Source organism: Staphylococcus sp. GDY8P119P (assembly GCF_017892075.1).
Classification (GTDB): Bacteria; Bacillota; Bacilli; order Staphylococcales; family Staphylococcaceae; genus Staphylococcus; species Staphylococcus ureilyticus.
The window spans coordinates 1-14,741 of the sequence record NZ_JAESKJ010000004.1 but is presented as its reverse complement, the minus strand read 5'-3'; the positions used below and the strand labels follow the sequence as shown (position 1 = coordinate 14,741).

At 36.4% G+C, this 14,741-nt stretch carries 9 protein-coding genes, 1 tRNA gene and 1 other RNA gene; all 11 read left to right on the top strand.

The genetic code is table 11. From position 1 onward, the window contains the following. Window positions 1-14: 14 nt before the first annotated feature. The 11 genes from gltB to recR all read left to right on the top strand — a co-directional run bounded on the left by gltB (window position 15) and on the right by recR (window position 14,213). Complete coding sequence (gene gltB / locus KA830_RS02765; RefSeq protein WP_210134067.1) at window positions 15-4,514, top strand: glutamate synthase large subunit; 4,500 nt, start codon at window positions 15-17, stop codon at window positions 4,512-4,514. Between the two features lie 18 nt (window positions 4,515-4,532). After that, a complete protein-coding gene (locus tag KA830_RS02760; protein ID WP_204180487.1) occupies window positions 4,533-5,996 on the top strand; it encodes a glutamate synthase subunit beta in 1,464 nt (487 codons plus the stop codon). Between the two features lie 60 nt (window positions 5,997-6,056). Next, window positions 6,057-6,149, top strand: a tRNA-Ser gene (locus tag KA830_RS02755). 328 nt (window positions 6,150-6,477) lie between these two features. After that, on the top strand, window positions 6,478-7,905 hold the full coding sequence (treP, locus tag KA830_RS02750) for a PTS system trehalose-specific EIIBC component (protein ID WP_064209969.1): 1,428 nt from the start codon (window positions 6,478-6,480) through the stop codon (window positions 7,903-7,905). Window positions 7,906-7,993: 88 nt separating this feature from the next. Next, entirely contained in the window at window positions 7,994-9,628 is a 1,635-nt protein-coding gene (gene treC / locus KA830_RS02745; RefSeq protein WP_204180485.1) for an alpha,alpha-phosphotrehalase, read from the top strand. A 30-nt stretch (window positions 9,629-9,658) separates the two neighbouring features. Further along, entirely contained in the window at window positions 9,659-10,384 is a 726-nt protein-coding gene (gene treR / locus KA830_RS02740) for a trehalose operon repressor (protein ID WP_204180484.1), read from the top strand. Between the two features lie 71 nt (window positions 10,385-10,455). Continuing rightward, an RNA gene (ffs, locus tag KA830_RS02735) (signal recognition particle sRNA large type) lies at window positions 10,456-10,725 on the top strand. Window positions 10,726-10,906: 181 nt separating this feature from the next. Beyond that, window positions 10,907-11,437, top strand: a complete 531-nt coding sequence (locus KA830_RS02730; protein ID WP_046206988.1) for a GNAT family N-acetyltransferase — start codon at window positions 10,907-10,909, stop codon at window positions 11,435-11,437. 59 nt (window positions 11,438-11,496) lie between these two features. After that, window positions 11,497-13,206, top strand: a complete 1,710-nt coding sequence (gene dnaX / locus KA830_RS02725) for a DNA polymerase III subunit gamma/tau (RefSeq protein WP_046206987.1) — start codon at window positions 11,497-11,499, stop codon at window positions 13,204-13,206. An 88-nt stretch (window positions 13,207-13,294) separates the two neighbouring features. Then, a complete protein-coding gene (locus KA830_RS02720) occupies window positions 13,295-13,612 on the top strand; it encodes a YbaB/EbfC family nucleoid-associated protein (protein WP_026034724.1) in 318 nt (105 codons plus the stop codon). Window positions 13,613-13,616: 4 nt separating this feature from the next. Next, on the top strand, window positions 13,617-14,213 hold the full coding sequence (gene recR, locus KA830_RS02715; RefSeq protein ID WP_046206986.1) for a recombination mediator RecR: 597 nt from the start codon (window positions 13,617-13,619) through the stop codon (window positions 14,211-14,213). Window positions 14,214-14,741 lie beyond the last annotated feature (528 nt).

The following is a 14,741-nucleotide window of genomic DNA, read 5'->3' as shown; positions in this document are numbered from 1 at the left end:
AAGGGGTGAGGGTTATGATCGAATATGGTAAGCAATTGGGATTATATGATAGTCGTGAAGAGCACGATGCATGTGGTATTGGATTCTATGCCAATATGAATAATGAAAGGTCACACGATATCGTTGAAAAGTCATTGGAAATGCTACGTAGGTTAGATCATCGTGGAGGAATTGGTGCAGATGGTATAACTGGTGATGGTGCCGGTATCATGACAGAGATTCCTTTTGGGTATTTTTCTGAACAAACAGATTTTGAATTACCGGAAGAAGGTCATTATGCAGTAGGCATGTTTTTTTCAAATGAGAAGATAAAAAATTCAAAGCATGAAGCAACGTTTAATCGTTACTTTGAAAGCGAAGGATTGAATGTTATTGGTTATAGAGACGTACCAGTTGATGTCAATGCCATTGCCGAACATGTAGCTCAAACAATGCCATATATACAACAGGTATTCATCGCCTTAAATAATCAAACGCATATAGAAAAAGCATTGTTTTTAGCACGTAAGCAAATTGAATTATATGCTAAAAAACAACAAATAGATTTATATTTTACAAGTTTGTCTCATAAAACAATCGTCTATAAAGGGTGGTTGCGTTCTGATCAAATTAAGAAACTCTTTCAAGATTTAAATGATGAGCATTATATATCAAAACTTGGACTTGTACATTCCCGTTTTAGTACAAATACCTTTCCGAGTTGGAAACGTGCACACCCCAACCGATTATTAATGCATAATGGGGAGATTAATACCATTAAAGGTAACGTAAATTGGATGCGCGCAAGACAAAATGATCTCATTGAAAGTATTTTTGGTGAAAACAAACATAAAGTAGAGGAAATCATTGATGAAGACGGTAGTGACTCTGCTATTGTAGACAACGCATTAGAATTTTTATCTTTAGCAATGGAACCAGAAAGAGCAGCGATGTTAATGATACCGGAGCCTTGGCTTTATAATACGGCGAATGACAATAATGTCCGTGCTTTTTATGAATATTATAGTTACCTAATGGAACCGTGGGATGGCCCGACAATGATTTCTTTTTGTAATGGGGAGAAAATTGGTGCGCTAACAGATAGAAATGGCTTGCGTCCAGGACGTTATACAATCACTAAAGATAATTACATTGTTTTTTCGTCAGAAGTGGGTGTTGTAGATGTACCGGAAGAACAAGTTGCTTTTAAAGGCCAACTCAATCCAGGTAAATTATTATTAGTTGATTTTCAACAACAAAAAGTAGTTGATAATAATGAACTAAAAGCACGTATCGCTGATGAACTACCATATGAGAATTGGCTAAATCAATTTAAAATAGACTTAGATTTAAATCATGTAAAAGTGACACCATCGGATTGGGATGAAACAACTTTAACAAGGTTACAAAAGCAATTTGTTTATACGAAAGAAGAAATCGACAAATATATGACAGAATTAATTGAAAGTAAGAAAGATCCAATTGGTGCTATGGGGTATGATGTTCTAATTGCTGTTTTAAATGAAAAAGATGAATCGTTATTTAATTATTTTAAACAACTTTTTGCACAAGTTACCAATCCGCCAATTGATGCATATAGAGAAAAAATAGTGACAAGTGAATTGTCTTATCTAGGTTCAGAAGGTAATTTACTAAATCCTAATGAAGATGTGTTGAACAGAATTCAATTGAAAAAACCGGTGCTAACTGAGGCGCAATTAAAAACGATTGACGACAGTAGGTTTAAAGTTAAGCATTTATCAACATTGTATCAAGAAAATTTAGAATCGGCGTTAGACAATTTAGGGGAACAAGCAATTCAATCAGTAAAAGATGGCTATGAAATCATTGTCTTAGATGACCGTGTATTAGTAGAAGAGCAAGGTTATGCAATGCCAATATTGCTTGCGGTCAGTTATGTGCATCAGTTATTAATCAGAAAAGGTTTACGCATGCGCACAAGCATCATCGCACTTTCTGGTGAAACGAGAGAGGTGCATCATGTAGCGTGTTTATTAGGGTATGGGGCGAATGCAGTCGTACCATATCTAGCGCAACGTACAATAGAAAATTTAGTAGATAAAGGACGCTTAAACGGAGAGGTTACTGAAAATGTCCAAACATATACAGATACTTTGTCAGAAGGTGTCATAAAAGTAATGGCTAAAATGGGCATTTCTACCGTTCAAAGTTACCAAGGAGCACAAATTTTTGAAGCGGTAGGTTTGTCGCAAGATGTGGTTGACCAGTATTTTACAGGTACACAAACCAAGTTATCTGGTATCGATATAAACTTGATAGATAAAGAAAATAAAGCAAGACAATCATCTGAGAGCGAGTACTTGGAATCTGGCAGTACGTTTCAATGGCGTAAACAAGGTCAACATCACGCATTTAACCCGACGACAATTCACTTACTACAACATGCGTGTCGTTTGAATGATTATAAACAGTTCAAAACATTTTCAAATGAAGTCAATCATCAACGTACAGATCATATTCGTCATTTAATGGAATTTAAAAAACAAGACCCGATTGATATCAATGAAGTAGAAGCAACGACTGAAATCGTTAAACGTTTTAATACAGGTGCGATGAGTTATGGCTCTATTTCTGAAGAAGCACATCAAACACTTGCTGAAGCAATGAATCAAATGGGTGGTAAAAGTAATAGTGGTGAAGGCGGAGAAAACCCAGAACGATTTGTGGTGGATGATGAGGGTCGAAATCGATCTAGTGCAATCAAACAAGTTGCTTCCGGAAGATTTGGAGTGACGAGTCACTACTTACAACATGCCAAAGAAATACAAATCAAGGTAGCTCAGGGAGCTAAACCAGGGGAAGGCGGGCAGTTGCCTGGTTCTAAAGTTTATCCGTGGATTGCTGAAGTCAGAGGGTCTACGCCGGGTATTGGCTTGATTTCCCCGCCGCCTCATCATGATATTTATTCAATTGAAGACTTAGCACAATTAATTCATGATTTGAAAAATGCTAATAAAAACGCAAATATCACAGTGAAGCTCGTATCTAAAACTGGTGTCGGAACAATTGCAGCAGGTGTAGCTAAAGCTTATGCAGATAAAATTGTGATTAGTGGATATGATGGTGGGACGGGTGCTTCTCCTAAAACAAGTATCCAACACGCAGGTGTCCCTTGGGAAATTGGCTTAGCAGAGACACATCAAACTCTGATGATGAATAATTTAAGGTCGAGAGTGATTGTAGAAACAGACGGCAAATTACTTACAGGTAAAGACGTGGCATATGCGTGTGCGTTGGGAGCTGAAGAATTTGGTTTTGCAACAGCACCTTTAGTCGTACTTGGCTGTGTCATGATGCGTGTATGTCATAAAGATACATGTCCAGTAGGTATTGCTACTCAAAACCAAGATTTACGCGCGTTATTTAATGGTAGAGCAGATCACGTGGTTAATTTTATGCATTTTGTTGCTGAGGAATTAAGGGAGATATTAGCCGAACTTGGATTACGCACGGTAGATGAATTGGTGGGTCGCACAGACTTATTAAAACGAAAAGATAATTTATCTCAACAAAGACCTAAAGCTGCTTCTATGAATGTAGAAGCATTATTATATCAACACGACGGTGAAAGATATAAAAATATAGTGCAAAATCATCATCTTGATGAAGGTTTCGATTTAACGCAACTATTACCTGATGCTCAATCAGCAATTGAGCAACATAAGTCATTTACTGGCAATTATGTTGTAAAAAATGAACAACGAGACGTGGGTGTCATTACTGGCAGTATGATTACTGATATCCACGGTGCCGACGGTTTGCCTGAGGATCGTATTTATGTCAATACGGTAGGGCATGCTGGTCAAAGTTTAGGTGCCTATATACCTCAAGGATTAACAATACATCACACGGGTGATGCTAACGATTATGTAGGTAAAGGACTTTCTGGCGGTAAAGTGATTGTTAAGGCACCGACGCAACAACGAGAATCAGAAATTATAATTGGCAATGTTTGTTTCTATGGTGCATCATATGGCAAAGCCTTTATTAATGGTAAAGCTGGTGAACGATTCTGTATTAGAAATAGTGGTGTACAAGTAGTTGTTGAAGGTATTGGTGATCATGGTCTTGAATATATGACAGGTGGACGTGTCATTGTGCTTGGAGATGTCGGGAAGAACTTTGGTCAAGGTATGAGTGGGGGCGTCGCTTATATCTTCCCATCTGATGTTGAAAAATTTAAAGAAGCGCATCAATTAGACAGTTTAGACTTCGACGAAATCACTGTTGAAGCAGAAAAAAATGTTGTAAAAGAAATGTTAGAAGACCATTTACTTTATACAAATAGTACTAAAGCTAAAAATATATTAGAGCATTTTGAATCTGTAGTTGATCAAGTAGTAAAAGTCATACCAAAAGATTATAAATTAATGATGCAAAAAATTGAATTGCAAAAGCGCGAATCTAACCAGCAAGATGAAGCGTTATTGAATGCTTTTAATGACAAGAGAACACATTTAGAACCAGCACAACAATTAACGGCTGTGTATTAAATTGAAGGGGGACTGAGTATGGGGGAATTTAAAGGATTTATGAGTTATGACAAACAACCCTTGCCTGAATTGTCTTTAGTAGAACGTTTGAAAGGACACGCACCCTTTCAGCAGAGATTTACCAAAGAAGAAGCATCAGAACAAGGTGCGAGATGCATGGATTGTGGCACACCTTTTTGTCAGACAGGTGAGCCACATGGTAGAGAAACAATTGGTTGTCCTATTGGGAATTATATTCCTGAATGGAATGACTTAGTGTACCAAAAAGACTTCAAGACAGCATATGAACGGTTGAACGAGACAAATAACTTCCCAGAATTTACTGGACGCGTATGCCCGGCACCATGTGAACAATCGTGCGTAATGAAGATAAATAGAGCATCTGTTGCGATAAAAGGGATTGAACGTACCATTATAGATGAAGCTTTTGAAAATGGTTGGGTCGAACCTACGATACCAAGTGAGCGCAAAGCAGCATCAGTAGCGATAGTAGGAAGCGGTCCGGCTGGCTTAACAGCTGCAGATGAATTGAATAAATTAGGTTATTGGGTAACTGTATATGAACGTGCGCGTGAAGCAGGAGGGTTGTTAATGTACGGGATCCCCAATATGAAACTAGATAAAGCGGTCGTTCGACGTAGAATTAAATTAATGGAACAATCTGGTATCACCTTTATCACTGATACGGAAATAGGGGTAGACATCAGCAAAGAAAGTTTAGAGGAACAATTTGATGCCATTATTATTTGTACAGGCTCACAAAATGCTCGCGATTTACCATTAGAAGGCCGAATGGGCATGGGTATTCACTTTGCTATGGATTACTTAACGGAACAAGGCGAATATTTAAATGGTGAAATTGAAACGCCGTCCATTTCCGCAGAAGGAAAAAATGTGATTGTCATTGGTGCAGGTGACACAGGTGCAGATTGTGTGGCAACTGCATTGAGAGAAAATTGTAAATCTATCGTTCAATTTAACAAATACACGAAGCAACCAGAAGCCATTGAATTTGATGAAAATACGTATTGGCCGTTGGCAATGCCTGTGTTTAAAATGGATTATGCGCATAACGAATATGAAGCGCGTTTTGGTTTTGAACCACGAGCATATGGTGTGCAAACGATGCGTTACGAAGTGGATCGTATTGGTAATGTAACAGGCGTTTATACACAAATACTTGAAGAAACAGAGGATGGTATGGTGGTTGTCGATGGTACAGAACGTCATTGGCCAGCTGATTTGGTACTGTTATCCATTGGATTTATTGGTACAGAAACTACTGTGCCACATGCTTTTGATATACAAACTGAAAGAAATAAAATTGTCGCAGATAATAAAGATTTTAAAACGAATCAATCAAATATTTTCGCGGCAGGTGATGCAAGAAGAGGTCAAAGTCTTGTTGTTTGGGCTATTCAAGAAGGAAGAGCAGTCGCTCGTGCAGTGGATGAATTCCTAAATGAAAAAACATTGGTGTAATACTTTAATTATAATTGACTTTTTTAATGGGCTATAATATTATAATTATTGTGTTCATTTGGAGGAATACCCAAGTCCGGCTGAAGGGATCGGTCTTGAAAACCGACAGGGGCTTAACGGCCCGCGGGGGTTCGAATCCCTCTTCCTCCGCCATTATTATTAAATACCAAGACTAATAAATATAGTAGGCAAACGTTTATTTAATATAAAGTGTTTGTCTTTTTTGTTTTTAAAGTCAATGATGAAGAAAAATAGACGAATAGTGAATATCGTCTTACTATTGCTTGTGTCACAGGTTATTAAACATAATGCAATGATTACATCAAATGCAAAACAATATATTTTTTGAAGTAGGTCTATACGGAAATTAATTTTTAATTTCCGTATAGACCTTTTTTGTGAGTTGAGTGAAAGCCTTTGCAAAACTTGTCTATACAAGTTATACTCTGGATAATATTAAAGTTTAAGGGAGGGAATCATCATGGCTGTTAAAAAGAAAGATGTTCAAGATATCGTCAAGGCTATTGGGGGCAAAGAAAACTTGGACACAGCAACACACTGTGTGACGCGTTTGCGACTTGTTTTGAAAGATGATGATAAGGTAGATAAAGAGAGTCTGAGTAACAATGATTTGGTTAAAGGACAATTCAAAGCTGACAATCAATATCAAATTGTAATTGGACCAGGTACTGTTGATGAAGTTTATAAACAATTTATTGAAGAAACTGGGGCAGAAAGTGCCTCTAAAGATGATGCTAAAGCAGCGGCAGCTCAAAAAGGCAATCCTATACAAAGATTGGTTAAGTTATTGGGAGATATCTTTATTCCGATTTTACCAGCTATCGTAACTGCTGGTTTATTATTAGGGATTTATAATGTATTAACGATGGAAGACTTGTTTGGGAAGCAGGCATTGGTGGCACAATATCCACAGCTAGGGGACTTTGCAGATATCATTAATGTTATCGCGAATACTGCCTTCATATTCTTACCGGCTTTAATTGGTTGGAGTAGTATGCGTGTGTTTGGCGGGAGTCAAATACTCGGTTTGGTATTAGGTCTGATTTTAATGAATCCGCAACTCGCTTCACAATATGACATAGGTAAAGGTAACATTCCGGCGTGGCATATCTTTGGTTTAGAAATTAAACAACTGAATTATCAAGGTCAGGTCTTACCGATTTTATTAGCATCTTATGTATTAGCGCAAATTGAAAAATTCTTAAGTAAATATGTGCATGATTCAATCAAGATGTTAGTTGTTGGTCCTGTCGCCTTATTAATCACTGGTTTCTTAGCCTTTATCGTTATAGGCCCAATTGCTTTATGGCTAGGAACAGGGATTACAAACGGTGTGACATTTGTGTTTGAACATATAGGTTGGTTAGGTGGCGCAATTTATGGGTTCTTCTACGCACCTCTAGTGATTACAGGTTTACACCATATGTTCTTAGCGGTTGATTTCCAACTAATGGGAAGCAGTCTTAAAGGAACATATTTGTGGCCGATCTTAGCGATTTCAAATATCTGTCAAGGTTCGGCTGCATTCGGTGCATGGTTCGTCTATAAAAGACGTAAAATGGCAAAAGAACAAGGCTTGGCAATGACTTCTGGCGTATCAGGTTTCTTAGGTGTTACTGAACCAGCGTTGTTTGGTGTAAACTTACCGTTGAAATATCCTTTTGTTGCAGCGATTTTAACTTCGGGTGTGATAGGTGCTATCATAGGTGCAATCGGTGTCTTAGGTAATGTTGGCGTTGGTGGTGTACCAGCTATCATTTCTATTAAAAAAGATTTTTGGCTCATTTATGGCATAGGTACTGTTCTGGCAATGGTAGTACCAGCAATATTAACTGTGATCTTCTCGAAATTTAGTAAAGAAGAAGCGAAAGAAATAGTAGAAGAATAGTTAATGCAAATAGATAAGTACAACTAAACTCGCTAAGTTTGTTTAGCGGGTTTCTTAATTTAAAATACAAAGATAAGGTGGTAATCAAATGGTAGTCAATGATTGGAGAAAATCGGTAGTTTATCAAATTTATCCCAAATCATTTAATGATACGACAGGTAATGGTGAGGGAGATTTAAACGGCATAATTGAAAAATTAGATTATCTACAATATCTGGGTGTGGATTATATTTGGTTAACGCCTATTTATGAATCACCTATGAATGATAATGGTTATGATATTAGTGATTATTATAAAGTGAACGAACAATTTGGCACGATTGAAGACTTAAAAAGGTTGATTGCTGAAGCGCATCGACGCGATTTAAAAATAATGATGGATATCGTCATTAACCATACTTCTACAGAACATGAATGGTTTAAACAAGCATATTCAGATAAAAGTAACCCGTACAGAGACTACTATTTCTTTAAGCGGTCAGCGGATAATCAACCACCAACTAATTGGGAATCGAAGTTTGGTGGTAATGCTTGGAAATACGATGACAAAACGGATGAATATTACCTACATTTATTCGATGTAACACAAGCAGATTTAAATTGGGATAATCCAGAAGTACGTCGGGAACTTTATAAAGTAATTAATTATTGGATTGACTTTGGCGTAGACGGTTTTAGATTCGATGTCATTAACTTAATATCAAAAGGTGAATTTAAAAATTCAGAAAAGGTAGGGAAGGAATTTTACACTGATGGGCCACGTGTGCATGAATATTTACATGAAATGAATCAGCAGACATTTGGTAGTAAAGATATGATGACGGTGGGTGAGATGTCTTCAACAACGATTGAAAATTGTATCCAGTATACGGATCCTGCACGTCAAGAGCTAAGTAGTGTGTTTAATTTCCATCATTTAAAAGTAGACTATATTGATGGCGAAAAATGGACAAACGCTAAATTAGATTTCCATAAATTAAAAGAAATATTAATGGAATGGCAAATCGGTATTTATAACGGTGGCGGATGGAATGCCATTTTTTGGTGCAATCATGATCAACCACGTGTAGTAACGCGGTTCGGTGATGATTCGACTGAAGCCTTACGTCAAAGTAGTGCTAAAATGTTAGCCATCGTCTTGCACATGCTCCAAGGCACGCCGTATATTTATCAAGGTGAAGAAATTGGCATGACAGATCCTCATTTTAATGATATAGACCAGTATAGAGATATAGAATCTTTAAATGCATATCATAAGTTAAAAGGTGAAGGTTATCCAATAGCAGAGATTCTAACGATTTTAGGACAAAAATCTCGTGATAATTCTCGTACACCTGTACAGTGGACAAATGGTGAAAATGCAGGTTTTACTTCCGGTACACCTTGGATTGATATTCCTGATAATTATAAGGAAATTAACGTTGAAGCAGCTATAGAAGACGACCAATCTATTTTACAAACATATAGAAAATTAATAAAGTTACGTCACGAATATGATATTATAACTTATGGAAATATTGAGCCACTTTACATGGATCACGATGAATTGTTTATTTATAAGCGTCATCATGAAGATGAAACATGGTTGGTGATTGCTAACTTTTCAAAAGCAAAAGTTGAAATACCAAAAGCGTTAAACCTTGATGGGCAAGTCATGTTACAAAATGGGTCGATTGAGAATGGCTTAATAGATGGATTTGGTGCCATAGTAGTTAGACAATAATTTAAAGTAAAAGGCAGTGAGTGAAATCACATGAAACAGAAAAAATTTATTGCGATTTATGAAAATTTACGCACAGATATCATCGAATCAAAGTTACCCTATGGCGCTCAATTACCCTCAGAAAATGAATTGGTATTCGACTATAATGCTTCTCGCGAAACTGTGCGCAAAGCGCTTAACCTACTTGTTAGAGATGGCATGATTCAGAAAATAAAAGGTAAGGGTTCAGTTGTCATTTATCAAGGCATTACAGAATTCCCATTTGCGAATTTAACCAGTTTCAGGGAAGTTCAACAAGGGTTAGGTTTGAGTCACGAGACTGAAGTTAGATTATTAGAACGCATACCTGCTAGTGAAGTGCCAGAAGTAAAAAGCGCTTTGGCCTTGCGTCAGAGTGAAACATTGTGGCATATTATTCGAACGCGAAAGATTGATCATCGTGTGAAAATTATCGATGAAGATTATTTAGTAGAAAAAATCGTTCCTAATATAACGATGCATATTGCTAAAGATTCGTTGTACCATTATATAGAACAAACATTGAAACTAGAAATTAGTTACTCTAATAAATCTATCACCTTCGAATCATTTGGTAATTTAGAATATGAAATATTTGGAGATGTAACGCCATCGTATACTGCTACGGTCCGAGGAATCGTCCATTTAAAGGATACGACAAAATTTCAATATAATATTTCCAAACATTTAGCTACAGAATTTAAGTTTAACGATTTTTCGAGACGTCATAAAATTTAATGAAATAAGTTATAAAATAATGAATTGTATGACTTGCAATCAGTCATTACCTTATAGTATGATATATCTTGCCGTGCTAGGTGGGGAGGTAGCGGTTCCCTGTACTCGAAATCCGCTTTATGCGAGACTTAATTCCTTCGCTGAGGCTACGTTTTTGTGAAGTCTGCCCAAAGCACGTAGTGTTTGAAGATTTCGGTCCTATGCAATATGAACCCATGAACCATGTCAGGTCCTGACGGAAGCAGCATTAAGTGGATTATCATATGTGCCGTAGGGTTGCCGAGATTTAGCTGTCGACTTTGGTTACGTTTATGATACGTATTCGAAGCGAAGGTGCACGGTTTTAATTTTTAAATAAATACAATTAACCATATATTATGAGTGACTTATCTTTTGATAGCAGTCACTCTTTTTTTATATTAAAATAAGAGCGATACATTAATTTAATTGATCGAACTGCAACGATATCATTCTGATTGTAACTGCTGAAAATTGAATTTAGTGAATTTGGAGGAACGACATATGCAAATTTATTTAAGTACATTAACTGAAAATGACTATGACGCAAGTTTAGAGGAAATAAAAACCGCTTTTGAAAACGTCGTAGAGTCCAACCATGATGAACAAGATTTAGTTTTGAAAATTAGAGCGTCGACAGAATATAATTACGAATTGGAAGTTGTTGCTAAGACAGATGAAGGTGATGTCGTTGGTCATGTGATGCTTTCGGAAATAGAGATAATTAACGATGAAACACGCTTTACCGCCTTAGCGTTAGCCCCTTTATCCGTATTGCCGAAATACAGAGGTAAAGGTATAGGTAAAGCCCTTGTCCAAGCAGTGGAGGAACGTGCAAAAGCGCAAGATTATACGACAATCATTGTACTTGGAGATCCTGGATATTATGGTATGTTAGGTTATGAAGAGGCGAGCCGTTATCAAATTTATAGTCCGTTTGATGTGCCATCGAAATACTTTATGGTTAAATTCTTGTGGGAACAACTTGTTGAGCAACCAAATGGTAATGTAGTTTATCCAGAGGCATTTAATTAATATTCAAAATATAAAGCACAGTGATATAATAGTTGTTGAATGTTATTGGAGGTGCAAAGGTGAATTATCAAGCTTTATATAGAATGTTCAGGCCCCAAAGTTTTGAAGATGTAGTTGGCCAAGAACATGTAACTAAAACATTGCGCAACGCAATTTCAAAAGGAAAACAATCACATGCGTATATTTTTAGCGGACCTAGAGGAACAGGTAAAACAAGTATCGCAAAAGTATTCGCGAAAGCTATCAACTGTCTAGAACGTTCTGATGGAGAACCTTGTAATGAATGCGCTATTTGTACAGGTATTACGCGCGGAACGAATTCAGATGTGATTGAAATAGATGCTGCTAGTAATAATGGTGTGGATGAAATTAGAAATATCAGAGATAAAGTTAAATACGCACCAAGTGAATCAAAATTCAAAGTATACATTATAGATGAAGTTCATATGTTAACAACAGGCGCTTTCAATGCGTTGTTGAAAACTTTAGAAGAACCACCAGCCCATGCAATCTTTATTTTGGCGACTACTGAACCACATAAAATACCTCCGACAATTATTTCAAGAGCGCAAAGATTTGATTTTAAAGCAATTAGCCATGATGAAATTGTAGAACGTTTGCAATTCGTAGCAGACAATCAAGAGATAGAATATGATCATGGAGCCTTAGATTTTATCGCTAAAGCTTCTGAAGGCGGTATGCGAGACGCGCTAAGCATTATGGACCAAGCAATCGCTTTTGGCGATGAACACCTTACATTACAAGACGCGTTGAATGTAACTGGTAGTGTAGATGCTCAAGCGTTGAATGATTTACTGAAAGAGGTAGTTGAAGGAGATGTAAAAACTGCATTTTCAACTTACCATCAATTTATTGCACAAGGTAAAGAAGTAAATCGCTTGATTAACGATATGATTTATTTTGTAAGAGATACCATTATGAATAAGACATCTAATATGGATTCTGAATATGATGCATTGATGCATTTTGACTTGGATACTTTATATAAAATGATTGACGTGATTAATGATACGCTTGTTTCAATCAGATTTAGTGTCAATCAAAGCGTTCATTTTGAAGTATTATTAGTTAAAATAGCAGAAATGATTAAAGGAGAACCTGAAAATGTGCAAACTGTTGCTACAACGAGTGTAGCCAGTGAGCCTAATAATGAAGTATTGTTACAGCGAATGGAACAATTAGAAAATGAATTAAAAACTTTAAAATCACAGGGCGTCGTAGCTAACAGTGCCAAACCACAAGCTAAAAAAACAGCTAGTAAAGGTCCACAATCGAAAAATGCATTTTCAATGCAACAAATAGCCAAAGTGTTAGACAAAGCTAACAAAGAAGATATTAAGCAACTTAAAGACCACTGGCAAGAAGTTATAGATCACGCTAAGAGTAATGATATGAAGTCATTAGTAAGTCTTCTTCAAAATTCAGAACCAGTGGCAGCAAGTGAAACCCATGTACTGATTAAATTCGAAGAAGAAATACATTGTGAGATTGTAAATAAAGATGATGAAAAAAGAGAGAATATTGAGAACGTAGTATGTAACATTATAGATAAAACAGTGAAAGTAGTCGGTGTCCCAGCAGACCAGTGGATGAGGGTAAGGACAGAATATCTTCAAAATCGTAAACAAGGTACAAGTGCCGAGGAAAACAGAACAGCGACAACAACGTCACCTGAAGATGTTGATGTCGTTCAAAAGGCGAAGGACTTATTTGGAGAAAATACAGTAAATGTCATAGATGAAGAGTGATACATGACAATGAATTAAAAGGCATGTATAATGAGACAAAAGATGAAATACAATCAGTTGAGATTGAAGTTTTAAGGAGGATAAATATATGCGCGGTGGCGGAAATATGCAACAAATGATGAAACAAATGCAGAAAATGCAAAAGAAAATGAATGAAGAGCAAGAAAAATTAAAAGAAGAAAAAGTACAAGGTACGGCTGGCGGTGGCATGGTGACTGTCACAGTATCAGGTCACAAAGAAGTTCTCGATGTAGAAATTAAAGAAGAAGCAGTTGATCCAGATGACATTGAAATGTTACAAGATTTAGTTATTGCTGCTACTAATGAAGCGATGAATAAAGCTGATGAACTTACTCAAGAACGCTTAGGTAAGCATACACAAGGCTTAAATATTCCTGGAATGTGATTGTATGCACTATCCAGAACCAATATCCAAACTTATCGACAGTTTCATGAAACTGCCAGGCATTGGGCCTAAAACAGCCCAACGTCTGGCGTTTCATGTATTAGATATGAAAGAAGACGATGTCGTTCAATTTGCTAAAGCTTTAGTCGATGTTAAACGAGAACTTACCTATTGTAGTGAATGCGGGCATATTACTGAGCAAGATCCATGTTATATTTGCCAGGATAAACAGAGAGATCGCTCAATTATTTGTGTAGTTGAGGACGATAAAGATGTAATCGCTATGGAAAAAATGCGTGAATATAAAGGCTTGTACCATGTGTTACATGGTTCTATTTCTCCGATGGATGGCATAGGACCGGAAGATATTAATATTCCAAGTCTGATTAATCGTTTGAAAAATGACGAAGTAAAAGAGTTAATCTTAGCGATGAACCCCAATTTGGAAGGTGAGTCAACAGCAATGTATATATCAAGACTGGTCAAACCAATTGGTCTAACAGTAACTCGATTAGCGCAAGGACTTTCTGTCGGCGGAGATTTAGAATACGCGGATGAAGTAACCCTATCAAAAGCGATTATGGGCAGAACAGAGATGTAGTAAATGCTCAATTGTAAATTCAAATGAAACCGAAGCTACCTTTTTTTAAGGTAGCTTTAATTTTTCGAAAAGAATTTTAATAAATAGTAAAGTTTGTTTTATAGAGGTTTATCAGCTGTTTTTCGATAACAAACCTCATGATGAAGTAATAAAAACGAACTTTATGTATTTTTTGAGATTTTAAAGTATGTGAATTGAAGAAGTTATACTTTTGGTTTTACATAAAAGTGTAAATTTTACTGTTGTTCAAAGCGTTTTAAGCGTGTATAGTATTTACTTGTCGGACGAAACAAAACGACACACAAAACAATATTTCAAAACAAGCTTTAAAATTAATTTTAAAAAGTTCTTGACTTTCAAAGTCAAAACCTGTAGAATTAATTCTTGTGATTGAAACTAATGAACATTGAAAACTGAATTGCAATATGTCAACGTTAATTCCGATTTCAACATTAAATGTTGAATCAAAACAACGTGTTATTGATAACACAAATTAGTATTTTATGAGCTAATCAAACATCATAATTT